This window comes from Bacillus cereus group sp. BfR-BA-01347 (genome assembly GCF_022663835.1).
In the GTDB taxonomy this organism is placed as follows: domain Bacteria; phylum Bacillota; class Bacilli; order Bacillales; family Bacillaceae_G; genus Bacillus_A; species Bacillus_A thuringiensis_K.
This window is the reverse complement of sequence record NZ_JAKUGG010000003.1, coordinates 310,929-329,434: the sequence shown is the minus strand read 5'-3', so window position 1 is coordinate 329,434 and position 18,506 is coordinate 310,929. Positions and strand designations below refer to the sequence as shown.

Genomic DNA, 18,506 nt, shown 5'->3' with positions numbered 1-18,506 from the left:
AGTGATAACATTGAACCAAAAACAACTAAGCACTATAAATGAAAAAAGCTGGAATGCAGCTGCCTATGAAGCTTGGACGAATCGCCATGGGGCGCCGGAGGGTTATGCGAAAAAAATTATGGAAGATCCCACGCGCGAGGTAGCACATTATTTACCTTACATACAATCTCCAAAAGGAAAATGTATTATTAATTTACTCGGCTCAAAAGGAAATAAAGGTGTTGCTCTCGCCCTTTTAGGAGCTGACGTAACAGTTGTTGATATTTCAGCGAGTAATGCAAAATATGCAAATGAACTTGCTGCCGCCGCAGACGTCTCTATTCATTACATCGTTTCTGATGTACTAGATGTAAATCTCTCCAAATCATTTGATATCGTATTGCTGGAGCTTGGTGTACTTCATTACTTTCTAGATTTAAAACCACTCTTTCAAAAAATTGCTACTTTACTTAAGCGAGATGGAATGCTTATCCTTCGTGACTATCATCCTGTTTACACGAAATTATTAGGAGTCAACCACCCATCATTTCAGGCCAATGGAAATTATTTTGATGAAGAATTAATTGAAGATGATGTTGCTTATAGCATCCTTCTTACAGAACCACAGAAAGAATCGTTACCTAAAACAACCATCCGTCGCTGGACGCTAGGAGAAATCATTACAACACTTGCGGAAGAACGTTTTAAAATTGAAAAACTAGTTGAAGAACATGGGCCCCATCAAAGATGGGTCTTCCCTTCTACTGCACCAGAAGGAATCGAAGAACGTATCCCTGGTCTATATACAATAATTGCGACAGCATGCAAAAAAGGATCCCTTCACGGATAGGATCCTTTTTGCATGCTCACGCATATAAGTTGAGGTTGGAGATTACCATAATTCTGTAGAATAGGACACAAGATATTTCAACATTTCGTCTCTGACTTACGTCGTCAAAAAGGGGTATGACCAACATAACGAAGAGTAATGTTTTTAGTTGATATTGATAATCGTTATCAACTAATTAGAAGTATACATGATGTCATTTCAAATTTCAATAGCATTTCTAATATTTATTTATGAATTTTATGATATGCAAATGTATACATTTTAAGAACTTTTTCTAATACCAATCTGACTCCTTCCATTATCTGCTATAATTTTCATTGAACAGATTAATAACTTCATAATAATGTTTTTATTAATTTCGTTTTAAAAATCTATAAATCATAATAAATAGTTTAAATGAGGGTAGGGGTAACGATGAAATATGTTAGTATTCGAAAAAAACTACTGTTCACACTCTTAAGCATTTCTTCTTTATTTAGCATTGCTCTTATTGTTATTCTTTCATTCGCCATGAATCAAGCAAGTGAAATCGAAACGTTAAAAAATGATGTATCAAAAAGAGCGACGATTTTAAAAGAACGTGGCGATTGGTTCCAAGCACAAGTTGCTGGTTTACAAGAATATTTACTATCACATGATCAAAAAGGATTAGATAAGTTCAACCGAGAAGGGAAAAAATTAGCTGATACTAGAGAGAAAGTAACAAGTGACAAGAAGCTCCCAGAAGGAATGAAAGAAGCTATTTTAATGGGGGGAAAATGGCGTAGCGTCATAGATAATGAGGTACTCCCTCTTGCGCGTGAAGGAAAATGGGACGAAGCATCTAAAATTGCTTTAGCACAAACAGATTATGTAAATGATCTTTTAGGTCGTTTTAATAAATATACAAATGAAGAAAATGAGAAACGTGACGCATTAATTGCTGACGTCGAGTCTTCTTCATCACTTATTCAATATATTATTTTCTTCTCACTCATTGCATGTACATTAACGTCTATCTTATTAGCATGGTGGTTCTCTGGTAAACTCGTTAAACCAATTCGACAAATTGATGAGAAGTTAAAAGAATTAGCTTCTCAAGATGGAGATTTAACGGCTAGATTACACGTAACAAGTAAAGATGAAATTGGTGACATTGCAAATTCCTTTAATCAAATGCTCACTAACTTACAGCATATAATAAAACAAGTTCAACAAACATCAACAAGTGTAAAAGAAGCTTCCGAAAATGTATTTATCGAAACAACCGCTTCTATGGAAAATACCGCAAGAACCCAAGAAACTATGAATGCTCTTGAACACAATATTCGTTCACAAGTTTCTAGCATTGAAGAAAGTTCAACCGCGATGGATGACATGGCAACGAGTGTTCAGCGTATCGCTGAGTCCGCCTCTTCTGTTACTAGTTTAGCTGTCACAACGTCAGAAAAAGCAGATGATGGGAATAAAGTCATTGAGAAATCTATTACACAAATGCATACAATTAACGAAGCTGTTAACGCTACATCACAAGTAGTTGAGCGACTCATTACACATACAAATCATATAGATACTGCACTTCAATCTATTTCGAATATCGCCGACCAAACAAATTTACTCGCTTTAAATGCTTCTATTGAAGCAGCTCGTGCTGGTGAACACGGAAAAGGATTCGCTGTTGTTGCCGATGAAGTTCGAAAACTTGCTGAACAATCTCAACTAGCCGCAACTGACATTAACCATTTACTGCATCAAATTCAAGCCGATACAAAAATAGCAAATGACATGATGACACAAGGTCAAGCAGAAGCTTCTGAAGGAATTACTGTTATTCGTACTGCCGGATCTTCATTCTCAGAAATTGTTAACCACATTAACAAAGTCTCTACGCAAATGCAAGAAATGTCTGCAACTGCTGAAGAGATGGCTGCAAGCTCTGAAGAAATGAACGCAGCTTTAAATAATATCGCTTCTATTTCAAACGAAGTTGCTGCAGAAACATCACAAACCGCACATTCGGCTGGTGATCAAGTAAACAAAATGAGTATCGTGGCTAAAAAATCATCTGAAATGAAAACAATCGTACAAGAACTTGAAGTTCTCGTCTCTCATTTCAAAACAAACGCTTAAAGTGAAAATGACACGAGCTCAAAGGTATAGGAAAGAAAGTTTTACAGTCTCTCTTTTTTCACTTTAAAATATCTCTTTCTATCTCTCATTCCGTCTGCTATAATTCCTAAAGGAAATAAGAAAGCTTTATTCCAACCGGAGTAAAGCTTTCTTTCAATTTTTTACATTTATTAATTCTAATACTAAGATTTCACAAAGGAGGCTTTTAATCATATGAATTTTGTAAGTATCAGAAAAAAACTTATGTTCATGATGGGAACGATTTGTGCTTTATTTGGTATCGCCTTAGCTTTTATTTTATTTTTTGCTATTGATCAATCTCGTAAAGCTGAAACATTACAAAAAGAAATTTCTCCACTGGCAACAGAATTGAAAGAACGTGGAGACGCTTATCAAGTACAGCTCTCTGCTTTAAGAGGTTATTTACTACAACATGATCAAGTCGAATTAGACAAGTTTAATGAGATGAGTAAACGTCTTGAGGATTCAAAAGATAAACTTCTTTCTAATCCAAATCTTTCTTCGTCCGTAAAAAGCACAATGGAATTAGGGTCTACTTGGAGAAAGTTCGTTGAAGAAAAAGTATTCACTCTTGCAAAAGAACAAAAATGGGAAGAAGCTTTACAAGTAGCTTCTTCAGAAAACGGAACTGTCTATAAAGTAATTGGTGACTTCACAAACTACAGTAATGAACAAGCTAAATTACGTGAACAATCTATTGAAAAAATTGATCAATCTGCACTCTTAATCGAATATGTTATTTTCTTATCACTTGTTGTATGTATTATCGTTGCAATTATTCTTGCATGGTGGTTCTCTGGTAAACTGGTGAAACCAATTCAACAAATTGACACGAAACTAAAAGAATTAGCCTCTCAAGAAGGTGACTTAACGGCACGTCTACAGGTAAATAGCAACGATGAAATCGGTGCTATCGCAGCATCATTTAATAAAATGTTAGAAAACCTACAACATATCATTAATCGTGTTCAAAAAACATCTGTGGAAGTACAAACTGCTTCTGAAAATATGCTAGAAAAAACGAATACATCACGTGAGGCAACATTAAGAGTCCAAAGCTCGATGTCCAACTTAAATGCAAGTATTCAATCACAAACTTCTAGTATGGAAGAAAGTTCAACTGCAATGGATGATATGGCAGTAAGTGTTCAGCGTATTGCTGAATCTGCTTCATCTGTAGCGGAACTTGCTGTTGCCACATCTGAACATGCTAGCGATGGAAATACCGTTATCCAAAAATCTGTTTCACAAATGACAACGATACATGAAGCTGTAAATGCTACGTCAGAAGTGGTTGAACGTCTAATCACTCATACGAAATATATTGATACTGCTGTACAATCTATTTCTAATATTGCTGAGCAAACAAACTTACTTGCTTTAAATGCTTCTATTGAGGCAGCTCGTGCTGGCGAGCAAGGAAAAGGATTTGCTGTCGTAGCTGACGAAGTTCGAAAACTTGCTGAACAATCTAAAACAGCTGCAACAGACATTAATCAATTACTACATCAAATTCAAAATGATACAGAAACTGCTAGCTCTATGATGTCTCAAGGCCGTTCTGAAGCATTTGAAGGTATCAATGTTATTCGTGAAGCTGGTACTTCTTTCACAACAATTGTGGAACAAGTAAATAAAGTATCTACTCAAATGCAAGATATATCAGCAACTGCTGAAGAAATGGCTGCAAGTGCTGAAGAAATGAATGCTTCACTTAATAACATCGCTTCTATCTCTACTGAAGTATCCAGCGAAACTGCCGCAACGGCACAATCTGCTGAACAGAAAGTTATTGTTATGAATGAGATGACAGTAACTGCTAGAAAAATGAAACAAACAGTTGAAGAGTTAGATCAGCTCGTATCTCATTTTAAAACAGAATAGATGTTCAAAAAATATCCCTCTTGCGAAGAGGGATATTTTTTTGAGCTCATTTCCTGCACATTATGCTCATTTCCGTTATAATGAGAATCGATATCATTAGAATGTAGGAGGGGCTGCTTATGTCACAAGAAGCATTTGAAAATAAATTATTTGCCAATTTAGAAGCTGTTATTGACCCTGAACTAGGTGTTGATATCGTTAATCTTGGATTAGTGTATGATGTTACAGCAGATGAAAATAATAATGCTGTCATTACGATGACTATGACTTCTATCGGTTGTCCAATGGCTGGGCAAATCGTATCAGACGTTAAAAAAGTATTATCAACGAACGTACCTGAAGTTAATGAAATAGAAGTAAATGTCGTTTGGAATCCGCCCTGGTCGAAAGAACGTATGTCACGTATGGCGAAAATCGCATTAGGTATTCGCGACTAAATAAAGTGAAAATTTCATCATTTGCGGATAGTGGGATAAAGAAAAGACCTGACTAGGATGTCAGGTCTTTTCTCTTATTATTTTACACCTACTGCATCATAAGCTTTCGTTACAGCTTGTACAGCTTTAGAGTTTTTACCATATAAATCTTCAGCTGACTGAAGAGCAGCTTGACGCATCATTTTGAAGTCAGAGTTTGCAGTTAAATATTTCGTAAGAGCACGGTAGTAAATTTTTTCTGTCGCTTCACGGCCCACTCCAGTTACTTTCACGCCGTAATGATCTCCGCCTTCAGATACTAAGTATGCAGCTTTATTGTTAATACTGCTGTTAATATGAACGCCGCCATTATCAGCTGTTCCAGTATAACGTTTACTATAGTGATCTGGGTAACCTTCACTTGGTTTTAATGGGTTTGGAATAGACGCTGGGTCTTTAAGAGAGCGAAGCGCATCACCAGGTTTATCAGGTGTATAAATGTCAGCACCTAAATCCCAGCTCTTCTTCTCAACCATAACACCCATAATATCAGATAACGATTCATTTAACGCCCCTGACTCATTTTTGTAAACAAGGTTTGCTGTATGTTCAGTTACAGCATGCGTTAATTCGTGACCGATAACATCAAGTCCAGCAGATAATGGAATGAATGTTTTTCCATCGCCATCACCATACATCATTTGCACACCATTCCAAGCTGCGTTATTCCAGCTCTCCCCTACGTGAACAGTTGAAATAAGCTTCGCACCTTTATCATCGAAAGAGTTACGATTAAATGTCTTTTTGTAGTAATCATATACTTTTCCTGCATTTACATGCGCATCAACTGCAGCTTTATCTTCGAAGAACTTAGATTTACTTTCAACTTCTTCTCCTGTATATCCAAGAATTTGTGAGAATAAATTAAACCAGTTCTCGTCCATATTTTCTGCATCAAATGTGTGAACACCTTGTCCTCGTTTACCATCAAACAAGTTGAATTGTCCTGTTTTCGTATCTTGAGCAATTTCAAATGATTGTCTAGCACCTAATACTCCGTAACCAAATCCAGTAATGTTATCTACAGCGTTATATTTCTCAATAACATTTCCATTCGTTGCATCAACAAAATAATGCCAATATCCTGGAGCTGGTTTTGAAATCGATGCCTTAACTAAGTATGCAAGGTAGTAATTACCGTCCTTTTCATATACAAATAAATCTTTTTTCACACCGTCATAACTCTTTACTTTACCAATTTCTTTCTCAATATCTGCCTTTGCAATTGTTTCTGCTTGTTCCGCACTAATGCTTGCAGATGCAGGAATATTTTTATCATCTAAATTCGGAATAACTTGTCCGAAGAATGCTTTTACATTGTTCTCTTTATCAAGTGTAACAGTTTGATCAGAACCGTACACAGGGATGTTATTATGTTTCTCAACTAGCTTCACATGTGTCGTATCAGATTCAGCGTCTTTTTCTTCTCCAACGATATTAAAATGCTTTTCAATATTTCCTGCTAATTTAAACATATCTTTCTTACTCTCTAAGTATTGAAAGACCGTCTCTTTTTTATCTAGTCCTTCCGGTGCTTTCCATTCTTCACCTATGTATGCAGGTGTTTTAAATTCTTGATGATATTGAATTTTTTGTTCTTCCGCTTTCGTTGTCGTTGCCCCAAACGCTCCAAATCCCCCGGCGATAACAGTTAACGCTAATGCTGATGAAATGACTTGCTTTTTCACTATAACATTCCCCATTCCCATAAAGATTTTTGACACTTTTATACAATTCTGATTTTTGCAGCTCATACCTCTACCGAAAATTTGAGAAACATTTTTCAGACAATTCCAATTAAAAAAAGAGGACATCCGATAGGATGTCCTCTTTTTTTACGCATTTTATTGTTTTTTCAATTCAATTGCTAAATAGTGTGATTGCTCTTTCGCTTGAATGTGAATATCTTCTCCTACAGATTCTGCTGCATCCCGCATAACAAATGTTTCACCATTTATTACACTGCTTCCTTCAATTTGTACAAGGTACAATTGACGGCCTTCTTTCACTGGAAAATGAATTTCTTTTCCAGCCTCTAATGATAAAGAATATAAATTCGCATCTTGGTGAATTTGAATTGGTGCATTTCCTTCTACTGAAGACACCATATGGAACCATTCATTTTCACGCTCGCTCCAATCAAATTTAAACTCACCGTAGTTTGGTTTATGATCTGCACGGTCTGGTAAAATCCAAATTTGTAATAAACGCAGCGTTTCATCGCCTAAATTATGCTCGCTATGAAATACACCCGTACCAGCACTCATATATTGAACATGTCCACGCTCAATCGTTCCGCGATTTCCCATGCTGTCTTCATGTGTTAAAGCACCATCTACAACGTAAGAAATAATCTCCATATCACGATGTGGATGCATATCAAAACCAGTTTGCGCCGCTACTAGATCATCATTAATAACACGTAACGCTCCGAAGTTCATATTATTTGGATTATAGTAATTGGCAAAAGAAAAATGAAAATGTGTATTTAACCAACCATGATTTGCTCTGCCCATATTTTTATGATCAACTTTTCTAAACATATCCTTCACCTCATACTATCTCGAATTCGAGATTTATTCTAAAATTTTTTCTTACTGTAACTTTTTTAGTAGTTTTAATAATTGCTTTTGTTCCTCTATATTTAAATTATGAAACTTCTCTGCTTGGAACGTTTCTTGAGGTGGGACGATTTCCTCATATAAAGCTCTTCCCTTTTCTGTTAAAGAAATATATTTCGTAGTACCCTCTTGTTCACGCAAAATCCACTCAAGCTGCTCCATTTTATTTAAAAGCTGCGTTACATTTCCTTTCGTAACAAATAGCTTATTTCCAAGTTCTTGCTGCGTTAAACGATCATGTCCTCCAACTTGAGCTAACACATCAAACTGGGCGGCAGATACATTCCATTTTTTTAAGTGCTGATTCGTCTCACGAATACTCTTATTATAAAAACGTGACAAACGAAACCATAATAGTAGCCCTAGTCTATCTTCTGTTTTCATTTCATCACCTCACTCGTTTCATATCATTAGTTTAGAACTAAACTTAATAAAAGTCAAATACTTATTTTTAATAAGTACAAGGAAAGCACAGCGCTATTTCTCCACTATGCTTTACATTAACTTTCTACTCTTATATTCATCCAATTTCCTCTCCGCGAACTTCCTCGCATCTTTTTCAATCCATCGCTCTTCGTACCGTTCACTTCCCACATACAATATATCTCTCTTATGCTGCATCGCATGGCGAAATTCATGCAGTAGCGTTTTGAGAACTTGCTCATACTCTTCCCACATACAAACGAAAATTAATTGTTTTTCTTTATGATAAAAACCACCTACTGGGAATAGAAACTCTTCTTCCTCTTCCCCTAATGATAGAAGCACATCGTTTGCATCACACGTATCACAAAAAATAACGGGCGTTTTACATACTTCAATAAGAGAAAATAAATCCTCTCTTAGCTTTTTGACATCCCAAGGAAGCTCCGAATCCAACACATACCAATTCTCTACCTGTTGATATACATTTTGAAACTGGAGTTCCATTTCTCTTTTTTCCCCTTTCCAAGCACCCTTTTTCTATATGTATGCCACAATATGGTAAATATTAAACGTATTCTCTCACCCTAAAAAAATGACAATAAAAAGAACCTATATCAGCATAGGTTCTTCTAAATTTTAAATTTTTGTAGCTTTCGTATCCCACTTAAAGATTTTATTTAAGAATTTATATACATTCTTCGACTCTTTTGTCAGAAGTGGGCCTAAAATGGATAGTATAAGCACGTATAGTGCTGAGAATGGTTTCAGTACTGACATTAAGCCACCGGCGATACCGATATTAGCCATAATGATGGAGAACTCTCCTCTTGAAACGATTGTTAATCCGATATTTGTTGATGCTTTATGAGATAATCCAGCTTGTCTTCCCGCGATCATTCCTGCTACAAAGTTACCGATTATCGTAAGAAGGACAGCGCCTAACGTTAACCATATCGCTCCGCCTAATGAGAATGGATCAATACTTAACCCGAAGCTGAAGAAGAAAATAGCTCCGAAAAAGTCTCTAAATGGAACAACAAGATGTTCAATTCGGTCACTATGCTCTGTCTCAGAGAAAACTAATCCTAGAAGAAGTGCTCCAATTGCTTCTGCAACGTGAATTGTTTCTGAAAAACCAGCAATGAAGAATAAAGAAGCAAATACTACAATAATAAAGATTTCATCTGAGCTAATATTGAGCAATTTATTTAATAACGGCGTAGCCTTTCTAGCTACTATAAAGAATAGAAGCATATATCCTAAAGCAATTCCAATTGAAGTAAGGGCACCTAAGAAGGAAGCGTGATCCCCTAGTACTAAACCAGAAACAACTGATAAATATACAGCAAGGAATATATCTTCAAACATAATAATTCCTAAAATTAATTCGGTTTCATTATTACCAGTTCTTCTTAAGTCCACTAACACTTTAGCAACGATAGCGCTAGAAGAAATCGTAATAATACCCGCAATAATTAAGATTTCTAGTAATGGGAATCCCATTATAAATCCGTATAACAAACCAAGTGAAAAGTTAATTAAAATATAAATCGTTCCGCCAATTGCAATAGAGCGTCCAGATTTAATTAGTTTTTTCATTGAAAATTCTAATCCTAGATAGAATAGAAGGAATAGAACCCCAATCCGTCCAAGGAAGGAAATTACACTTGCACTTTCAATAAATTTGAAATCGATAACACCTATTGTCGGTGCATGCGGTCCTACTAACATTCCAAGAACGATTAGAAAAGGAATTACTGAGAATTTAAATTTCCCAGCAATTACTGCTGCAACTGCCACTAAAACTAAAGCTGTACCAACTTCAAAAATTAACGTATCCATCTAATCAGTCCCCCTATTTGAAAGTAATTCATTAATAATTTTTTTAATTTCTTCTCTCTCACCTGAAACTACAAGCATATCTCCTTCTTCAATTACTGTTTCTGGTCCTGGATTAAATAGCTTCTTCATGTTCTTCTTCATAACTGCGATTATCGTTACGCTATATGTCTTTCTTATTTCAAGATCACCAATTGTTTTTCCGATTGCTGGAGCTGTATTCTCCACTTTGAACCACTCAATCGCTAACCCTTCAAAAACCATCTCAACATTTTCTAACGCCCTAGGCTTATATACCATTCCACCTAATATTGCCGCGATTTGTCTTGCCTCTGAGTCACGCAGTGAAATACTTGAGATACTTTCTTCATGGTCTGAGTCAAAATGATACATTTCTCTACGCCCGTCATCATGAATGACAATTACCATCTTTTCGTTACCTTTCGTAACGATTTGAAACTTATAACCAATACCCGGAAGTTCACTTTCTCTAATATTCATTTTTAGCTCCTCCATAACTTATTTATTTTAATTTTCTGTTTTTCTGTCTTTTATTCATCCAATCAGCTTTAGAAATTCTAACCACTCAGGATATTTGTGATTTGGAAATCTTTTATTGTAATAATAAGTGGACCCTAAAAAGATACTTAAAGATGTAATGATAAAAAATATATTACTTCTCATTTTCAAACTCTCAAGGCTTACTTTCAATAAAGAATCTTCTTTCAAATTATCCCCACCTTCTCGCTTTAAATTTAGTTTTTTAAAATGTAAATAATTCTAAAAATATTATTATGTAACATAATCATAACAAAAAAATGATTTAAGTAACATGATTTTTTAGAAAAATTGATTCTCGTATATTTTTTGCATATAATTTTCTTATTACGAAAAAAAGGAAGTGTATTATATGGTTGATATCTTTAGCAGATTCCTTGAGGTAACGAATAATATTTTATGGTCATATATTCTTATTGCAATGCTAATCGGCTTCGGTCTTTACTTCTCTTTTAAATTAAAATTTGTCCAAATTACTTATTTCAGTGAAATGGTCAGCTTAATTAGTAAAGGGTTTAATCGAAAGGAAAAAAAGAAAGATAGCATCTCCCCATTCCAAGCATTTTGCTTAAGTGCAGCAGCACGTATCGGTATCGGAAACTTAGCCGGTGTAGCATTAGCAATTTCAATGGGTGGACCTGGCGCAATATTTTGGATGTGGTTTATCGCAATTATCGGAGCAGCTACTAGTTTCGTAGAATGTACGCTCGCTCAAATTTATAAAGTAAAAGATGGTAGCAGGTTCCGTGGTGGGCCGGCATATTACATGGAAAAAGGATTAAACAAACGTTGGATGGGTGTTTGGTTCTCACTTCTTATTACAGTTGCGTACGGATTAATTTTCAATTCAGTACAAGCGAATACAGTAACAATAGCGTTTGAAAATGCTTTTGGACTAGAGCGAACGATCGTAGGAGCTCTATTAGCCTTATTAGTTGCAGTCATTATTTTTGGTGGTATTAAGAGCATTTCACGTATTACAGAAATGATTGTTCCGCCAATGGCAATCGTTTATATTGGCGTGGCTATTTTTGTCGTTATTAACAACTTCAGTATGTTACCAAGCATTTTTATGGAAATCTTTAACGGTGCATTCGGTTTAGACCAAGCCATCGCTGGTGGTATTGGAGCAGCAATCAAGTTCGGAATTCAGCGCGGTTTATTCGCGACAGAAGCAGGAATGGGTAGTTCTCCTAATGCAGCCGCAACATCTGATGTATCTCACCCTGTAAAACAAGGACTTGTTCAAGCGTTAGGCGTTTTCGTAGATACATTCTTAGTATGTACATCAACAGCATTTATCGTATTATGTTCTGGACTTTACAAAGGATCAAATTTAGAAGGTATCGAATTAACACAAAACGCATTAAGTTCACAAATTGGACCGTGGGCAAGCACTTTCTTAGCGATTATTATTTTCCTATTCGCTTTCAGTTCACTTCTAGGAAACTACTATTACGGTGAAACAAATATTGCATTCATTAAAGAAAGCAAAACATGGTTAATGATTTATCGTGTTGCAGTTGTTGGAATGGTATTCTTCGGATCAATTGCTGCTCTTAAAACAGTTTGGAGTTTAGCTGATTTATTCATGGGACTAATGGTATTCACAAACTTAATTGCCATCTCATTCCTTAGCAAATTTGCTTACGCTGCATTAGTAGACTATTTGAAGCAAAAGAAGCAAGGAAAAGATCCTGTCTTCGTTGCAAACTCTATCCCTGGCTTAAAGAATACAGAGTGCTGGGATGGACAGGATGTAGAAGAAAAACAAAAGGCTGTTTAACAAATAAAAGCGGAAGCGGCTCGTTCAGAACAAGAGCTATATATTAAACAAAATCCCTATTACTCCACAGTAATAGGGATTTTTATTTACAACAGTTCATAATTTGTTCAATTTAATTCCAGCAAAAGGGTTGATTTATAGAGATTACTAGATTATAATAATTATAAATTAGTAATTGATATCACATAACAACTCAAAAGGAGATTGATCATAATGAACAAACAAGTAATCGAAGTATTAAACAAACAAGTAGCAGACTGGAGCGTTTTATTCACAAAACTTCACAACTTCCATTGGTACGTAAAAGGACCTCAATTCTTCACATTACACGAGAAATTCGAAGAACTTTACACAGAATCAGCTACTCACATCGATGAAATTGCAGAACGTATTTTAGCAATTGGCGGCAAACCAGTAGCAACAATGAAAGAATACTTAGAACTATCTTCTATTCAAGAAGCAGCATACGGAGAAACTGCAGAAGGGATGGTCGAAGCAATCATGAAAGACTACGAAATGATGCTAGTCGAACTGAAAAAAGGCATGGAAATCGCTCAAGACTCTGATGATGAAATGACATCTGACCTACTACTAGGCATCTACACAGAACTAGAAAAACACGCTTGGATGCTACGTGCGTTCTTGAATCAATAATATGTAAAAGCGGAGGCGGCTTGCTCAGAATCGCAGGGCATTGGAGCTCTCGACCTTGAAGCGCTTTTTGCTTCGAGCGAGAGAGCGAAATGACCGGAGATTCTAGCCGCTGGAGCTGGATATCATTAAAAGCGGAAGCGGCTCGCTCAGAGTCGCTTTTTTCTGTAATGGTTGCACTTAACGGTCCACGAAATTATATCAACGATTTTTCAAATATATCGATCATTACTCGAAATATATCAACGATTTTTTCATTATATCAATCATTACCCGCAATATATCAACGATTCAACAAAGGATATCAATTTGCCGACAAATCACGACAATATCAGCGCCCCTCTCCTCCACTTTCATCACTATATTACAATCTCATCTATGTTAAAATATAGGAAACACCCTTTAGTATCATAGATCCAAAAAGCTTTTCCAAATTCATCATTTACTACTTAAATGACGGGAGTGGTTCAGTTGAAAGACTACTTAATTAGAGCATTTTTTGCGTTAATAACAGTTGGGATTCTCTTACTTATAGCTAATATTTTCAATATACGTGTCGAGGTTAAGGACTATGCTTTCCTCGTTGTCGTAGCAATTGGTGGCGGCTGGGGTGGCTGGTACCTGTATAAAAAACAAAGCAATCAAAATGATAAAGGCATTCCAAAGTAATATGGAATGCCTCTTTTATTGCCTTCTGTAATAAATAATGAAATTCAGGCCACTAATACAACCAATCGCAATAAACATACAAAACGATTGTGGATCTCCAGCCAAATTATACTCATCAACAATAAAGCCAATCATAAAGAGTGTTATCGCCGAAACACCGATACACAATATCGAAATAAACCAAAGCGAAAATTCATTAATTAGCTCTTTCTTCTGCGTTGAAACGATTAGCATAACAAGAATAGACGCTGCTAAAATACTTTTAAAAACAGGACGTAAATACACAAACTCCTCCATCAATTTCTCCTTTTCCAAAAAACATCATATCTCAACATTAACATATTTAACCAATTTAAAAACACATGCCATCTTAAATTAAAACGACATGTGTTTCCGTATTTGCTATGATAGTTGCTTCCACTTCGTTCCCAAAACAGGACGCTCATAATTTTGGATTGCATGAATTAGTTTATCTGCTGTCTCTGCTGAAACGATTAATTCTTTATTTGATGGATTCATAAATCCTTCTTCCGCTGCACGTTCAACCATTTGCAAAATTGGTCCGTAAAAACCTTTTATGTTTAATAAACCAACCGGCTTATTATGTATACCAATTTGTGACCAACATACAACTTCAAATAGTTCTTCAAACGTTCCGTATCCGCCTGGAAGCGCAATAAAAGCATCCGCAAGCTCTGCCATTTTAGCTTTACGTTCGTGCATCGTCTCTACTTCAATTAATTCTGTTAATCCTGTATGCACAATTTCTCCTCGGAATAGACCGCGCGGCATAACACCTGTTACACGTCCACCTAAACGAAGAACTTCGTTTGCTACTTCTCCCATTAATCCGACACATGAACCACCGTATACGAGCTCATAGTCGTTCTCAACAAACATTTTACCTAACTGAATTGCCTGCTCTTTAAATTCTGGTCTCTCCCCTAAATTTGAACCTGCAAACACACAAATCTTTCTCATTCTTACACCCCGAAACTATATATTGTTATGATACAATGAACATTGTACAACATATTGAGGGGATGAGAAAGAAATGGATATCGTTGCATTTCAAAGATGGGTTGAGGAATTTTACGAAAAACGAAGCTGGTCACAGTATAATGCTTTTATTCGGTTAAATTTCTTAACAGAGGAAGTTGGAGAAGTTTCACGCGTTGTTCGCGCAATCGAAATCGGTCGTGATCGTCCTGATGAAGACGCGAAAACAGAAGAAGAGCTAAAACAAGAACTAAAAGAAGAACTTGGTGATGTACTATCTAACCTTATTATTCTTTCGCAAAAATATGATTTAGACTTACAAGACATTATGGACGCACACGTCACAAAGCTTTCGAAAAGGTTCGAGACACCCAAATGAGAATATTATCAATTATGGTATAATATTCTTGTCACAATACTAAGGGGGATTTTATGTTATCAAAAAAATTGCACGACGCATTAAATGAACAAATGAACTTTGAATTTTACTCTGCACATGCTTATATGGCAATGGCTGCTTACTGTACAGCGGAGAGCTATGATGGATTCGCTAACTTTTTCCTTGTACAAGCTGAAGAAGAACGTTTCCACGCAATGAAACTTTACAACTATATTAATGACCGCGGAGAGCGTGCTATTATTACTGGATTTGATAATCCGAATAACGAATACGAATCTGTATTAAACGCTTTTGAAATCGCACTTGAACACGAGCGTGAAGTAACGAAGCGTATTTATAACTTATCTGATATCGCTTGGGACGAGCGTGAACATGCAACAATTACATTCTTAAAATGGTTCGTTGACGAACAAGTGGAAGAAGAAGCTTCATTCGATAGCATCATTCAAAAATTAAAACGTATTACAAGCGATTCAAACGCACTGTTTATGCTAGATGCTGAATTAGAGAAACGTACATTTACGCCTCCAGCTGAATAATATTTCAATCACCTTAATACATGTATTAAGGTGATTTTTTTGTTTGCTCTCTATCTTAAAATCACCTTAAATTTCCTCATATTTGACATAGTGCCAGCTATAAAATGGTATTATTTTCAATATAAAAACGAATATACGAGGAGAGGAAAAATGAATCAACGTGTAGAAGCTGTTGATGCAATTCGTGGTTTCGCTTTGTTTGGCATTTTACTAGTCAATATGACATTAATTCAATTCGGGTTCTTCACCAGTGAAAAACCAACTTATCTATTCGGCGATCTTGATAAAGGCGCTAATTGGTTTATTCAATTCTTCGGCACACATAACTTTATATCCCTATTTTCTTTTCTATTTGGGCTTAGCATTATTTTGTTACAAAAAAGTATTATCGCAAAAGGAAAAAAATTCTTCCCCACATACATAAGACGTATTATCATTCTTTTACTACTAGGCTACATTCACGGCACTTTTGTTTGGGAGGGCGATATTTTATTTGCATACGGAATAATCGGGATTTTCTTAATGATGTTCATCAATCGAAAACCGAAAACTTTGCTCATTTGGGCGATTATTCTACTCGCACTTATTACACTTATGTCTTATCAAACTGATCCATCTACAAATATAGATGATTTTGCACCTTATACTGAAAAAGAACATAAAGTCCATCAAACTGGAAGCTATATGGATCACGTCAACTTTAGATTGACTGAAAATCCTTTTGATTACATGGGAATTGACGGTGCATTCGGATTATTTTTCATATCAGTTTTCGCAATAATTTTTATGTCTCCACTGTTCCTACTCGGAATGTATGTAGGGAAAAAAGGCTGGCTATTTGAGGTCAGTAAACATATACCTGCTATCAAAAAAATATGGTTTGCCACCGGTCTCTTCTCTTTTACAATTAAAATCTTAGCTATGTTCGTAAAGCACCTGCTTTTAATTATGCTACAAGATGGCCTTACACCAGTAACTATGACCTTCTTTTACGGAAGCACGGTTATTTTATTATTCCATTATAAAAAAGCGACTCGTCTCCTAACATACATGGCGAACATGGGGAAAATGTCCGTTAGTAATTACTTAGCGCAATCTATTATCGCAACAACCATTTTTTACGCATATGGATTTGGCTTATACGGGAAAATTGGCTATTTCTTCGGTATTCTTTTAACCATCGGAATTTATACGATTCAATTATTCGTTAGCACCTATTGGCTCCAAAAATACCGAATGGGGCCAGTGGAATATGCGTGGAGACTGGGAACTTATTTAGAGAAACCACGTTTTAAAAGAGACTTGGATAAAGCAAGTTAAACAAAAAAAGCAATGAGCCCACGCTCATTGCTTTTCTTAATTTATTAAAGCATAACCCCAACGATAATCGCTGATAATATACTTACTAACGTTGCACCGTATACAAGTTTTAAACCGAATGATGATACAACGTTTGCTTGTTTGCCATCGATACTCTTCGTTGCACCTGCGATAATTCCGATAGATGAGAAGTTCGCAAATGATACAAGGAAGATAGATAAAATACCTACTGTACGAGCTGATAAATCACCAGCTACTTTTCCAAGGTCAAGCATTGCAACGAATTCGTTCGTTACTAATTTTGTTGCCATAATTTGTCCTGCTTGTAGCATCTCTGATGTTGGAATACCCATTACGAATGCTAATGGTGAGAAGATGTATCCTAAAATGCTTTGGAATGTGATTCCGAAAATTGAATCGAATACACCGTTAATTGCTGTAATTAATGCTACGAAACCGATTAACATCGCCGCTACTGTTACAGCGATTGAGAAACCAAGCATAATATATTCGCCTAACATTTCAAAGAATGTTTGTTTCTTGTCTTCTTGTAATTCTAAAATATCGTCTTCTTCTTTTACTTCATATGGATTAATGATATGAACGATAATGAATCCACTGAATAAGTTTAATACAAGTGCTGTTACTACATATTTTGGATCAATCATTTTCATATAAGAACCGACGATTGACATCGATACTGTAGACATTGAAGATGCACAAAGTGTGTATAAACGATTTTTCGGTAATTTGCTTAGTTGATCTTTTACTGTAATGAATACTTCCCCTTGACCAACGATTGCAGCTGCTACCGCATTATATGATTCTAGTTTTCCTAAACCGTTAACTTTACTTAATAGGAAACCGACTGCACGAATGATAATCGGTAAAACTTTAATATGTTGCAGAATCCCGATTAATACTGCTAAGAAAATAATCGGTAATAATACTGTTAAGAAGAATGGTGCTTGTCCATCGTTTGCTAGACCACCAAATACGAAATTAACCCCAGCTTCCGCAAATTTTAAAATAGCGCCAAATCCATCTGCGATCCCTTTTACTAATACAAATCCGACCTTTGTATTTAGTAAGAAATACGCAAGTACCAATTGAATGACAAGCATAAGTGCAATTGGTTTATATTTAATTTTCTTACGATCTGAACTGATAAGGAAACCTAGTACAAATACTACAAGTAAACCGACTAGAAACATTACTATTTTCATATGTGAATCCTCCACTTCTCCCATGAGTTATTGGTCGTATAACGTATAACGAATGACGTCTGACCATTGATGTTAAAAAAATTTAAAACCCCTAAATACTATTCAACTGTCATCTAAAATCAGTAAGCGTTTACATAAATTGCAATTTATAAA

The 18,506-nt window shown here is 35.7% G+C and carries 19 protein-coding genes; 10 read left to right on the top strand and 9 right to left on the bottom strand.

Annotation, left to right across the window (positions count from 1 at the left end):
* Positions 1-10 precede the first annotated feature (10 nt).
* The 4 genes from MR143_RS07690 to MR143_RS07675 all read left to right on the top strand — a co-directional run bounded on the left by MR143_RS07690 (position 11) and on the right by MR143_RS07675 (position 5,280).
* Positions 11-829 carry a class I SAM-dependent methyltransferase gene (locus MR143_RS07690; protein ID WP_001072236.1) on the top strand — a complete coding sequence of 273 codons (819 nt, stop codon included), beginning with the start codon at positions 11-13 and terminating at the stop codon, positions 827-829.
* A gap of 414 nt (positions 830-1,243) precedes the next feature.
* Complete coding sequence (locus tag MR143_RS07685) at positions 1,244-2,938, top strand: methyl-accepting chemotaxis protein (RefSeq protein ID WP_000878439.1); 1,695 nt, start codon at positions 1,244-1,246, stop codon at positions 2,936-2,938.
* Positions 2,939-3,151: 213 nt separating this feature from the next.
* Positions 3,152-4,843: a methyl-accepting chemotaxis protein gene (locus tag MR143_RS07680; RefSeq protein WP_001012198.1), complete on the top strand. Its 1,692-nt coding sequence runs from the start codon at positions 3,152-3,154 to the stop codon at positions 4,841-4,843.
* 119 nt (positions 4,844-4,962) lie between these two features.
* Positions 4,963-5,280 carry a metal-sulfur cluster assembly factor gene (locus MR143_RS07675; RefSeq protein WP_000076418.1) on the top strand — a complete coding sequence of 106 codons (318 nt, stop codon included), beginning with the start codon at positions 4,963-4,965 and terminating at the stop codon, positions 5,278-5,280.
* Positions 5,281-5,357: 77 nt separating this feature from the next.
* On the opposite strand, the gene nprB is transcribed toward MR143_RS07675, so the two are convergent.
* The 6 genes from nprB to MR143_RS07645 all read right to left on the bottom strand — a co-directional run bounded on the left by nprB (position 5,358) and on the right by MR143_RS07645 (position 10,706).
* Positions 5,358-7,007, bottom strand: coding sequence for a neutral protease NprB (gene nprB / locus MR143_RS07670; protein ID WP_000745128.1), 1,650 nt, complete (start codon positions 7,005-7,007; stop codon positions 5,358-5,360).
* Between the two features lie 156 nt (positions 7,008-7,163).
* Positions 7,164-7,862 (bottom strand): pirin family protein, encoded by a 699-nt coding sequence (locus MR143_RS07665; RefSeq protein ID WP_000488925.1) that lies wholly within the window; start codon positions 7,860-7,862, stop codon positions 7,164-7,166.
* A 51-nt stretch (positions 7,863-7,913) separates the two neighbouring features.
* Positions 7,914-8,324 carry a MarR family winged helix-turn-helix transcriptional regulator gene (locus MR143_RS07660; protein WP_000845479.1) on the bottom strand — a complete coding sequence of 137 codons (411 nt, stop codon included), beginning with the start codon at positions 8,322-8,324 and terminating at the stop codon, positions 7,914-7,916.
* Positions 8,325-8,435: 111 nt separating this feature from the next.
* Entirely contained in the window at positions 8,436-8,870 is a 435-nt protein-coding gene (locus MR143_RS07655) for a DUF3920 family protein (RefSeq protein ID WP_000422801.1), read from the bottom strand.
* Positions 8,871-9,002: 132 nt separating this feature from the next.
* Entirely contained in the window at positions 9,003-10,208 is a 1,206-nt protein-coding gene (locus MR143_RS07650) for a cation:proton antiporter (protein ID WP_000380233.1), read from the bottom strand.
* A complete protein-coding gene (locus MR143_RS07645; RefSeq protein ID WP_001026076.1) occupies positions 10,209-10,706 on the bottom strand; it encodes a cation:proton antiporter regulatory subunit in 498 nt (165 codons plus the stop codon). It abuts the gene before it with no gap.
* A 409-nt stretch (positions 10,707-11,115) separates the two neighbouring features.
* Here MR143_RS07645 and MR143_RS07640 point away from each other — a divergent pair, with 409 nt between their 5' ends.
* The 3 genes from MR143_RS07640 to MR143_RS07630 all read left to right on the top strand — a co-directional run bounded on the left by MR143_RS07640 (position 11,116) and on the right by MR143_RS07630 (position 13,869).
* A complete protein-coding gene (locus MR143_RS07640; protein ID WP_242280697.1) occupies positions 11,116-12,549 on the top strand; it encodes an alanine/glycine:cation symporter family protein in 1,434 nt (477 codons plus the stop codon).
* A 213-nt stretch (positions 12,550-12,762) separates the two neighbouring features.
* The gene (locus MR143_RS07635; RefSeq protein ID WP_001041895.1) at positions 12,763-13,203 is read left to right on the top strand and encodes a Dps family protein; all 441 of its coding nucleotides are present in this window, start codon (positions 12,763-12,765) and stop codon (positions 13,201-13,203) included.
* 468 nt (positions 13,204-13,671) lie between these two features.
* A complete protein-coding gene (locus MR143_RS07630) occupies positions 13,672-13,869 on the top strand; it encodes a hypothetical protein (RefSeq protein WP_000656312.1) in 198 nt (65 codons plus the stop codon).
* Positions 13,870-13,884: 15 nt separating this feature from the next.
* Here MR143_RS07630 and MR143_RS07625 read toward each other — a convergent pair whose 3' ends face one another.
* On the bottom strand, positions 13,885-14,166 hold the full coding sequence (locus MR143_RS07625) for a hypothetical protein (RefSeq protein ID WP_000390916.1): 282 nt from the start codon (positions 14,164-14,166) through the stop codon (positions 13,885-13,887).
* 105 nt (positions 14,167-14,271) lie between these two features.
* A complete protein-coding gene (locus MR143_RS07620; protein WP_001225751.1) occupies positions 14,272-14,850 on the bottom strand; it encodes an LOG family protein in 579 nt (192 codons plus the stop codon).
* Between the two features lie 73 nt (positions 14,851-14,923).
* On the opposite strand from MR143_RS07620, the gene MR143_RS07615 reads away from it, so the two are divergent.
* From MR143_RS07615 to MR143_RS07605, 3 genes are all read left to right on the top strand, one after another.
* Positions 14,924-15,247 carry a MazG nucleotide pyrophosphohydrolase domain-containing protein gene (locus MR143_RS07615; RefSeq protein ID WP_000355747.1) on the top strand — a complete coding sequence of 108 codons (324 nt, stop codon included), beginning with the start codon at positions 14,924-14,926 and terminating at the stop codon, positions 15,245-15,247.
* A 53-nt stretch (positions 15,248-15,300) separates the two neighbouring features.
* Positions 15,301-15,807 carry a ferritin gene (locus MR143_RS07610; protein WP_000949398.1) on the top strand — a complete coding sequence of 169 codons (507 nt, stop codon included), beginning with the start codon at positions 15,301-15,303 and terminating at the stop codon, positions 15,805-15,807.
* A 150-nt stretch (positions 15,808-15,957) separates the two neighbouring features.
* Positions 15,958-17,127, top strand: a complete 1,170-nt coding sequence (locus MR143_RS07605) for a DUF418 domain-containing protein (RefSeq protein WP_242280696.1) — start codon at positions 15,958-15,960, stop codon at positions 17,125-17,127.
* 44 nt (positions 17,128-17,171) lie between these two features.
* On the opposite strand, the gene MR143_RS07600 is transcribed toward MR143_RS07605, so the two are convergent.
* Complete coding sequence (locus MR143_RS07600) at positions 17,172-18,353, bottom strand: NupC/NupG family nucleoside CNT transporter (protein ID WP_000706848.1); 1,182 nt, start codon at positions 18,351-18,353, stop codon at positions 17,172-17,174.
* Between the last annotated feature and the right edge of the window lie 153 nt (positions 18,354-18,506).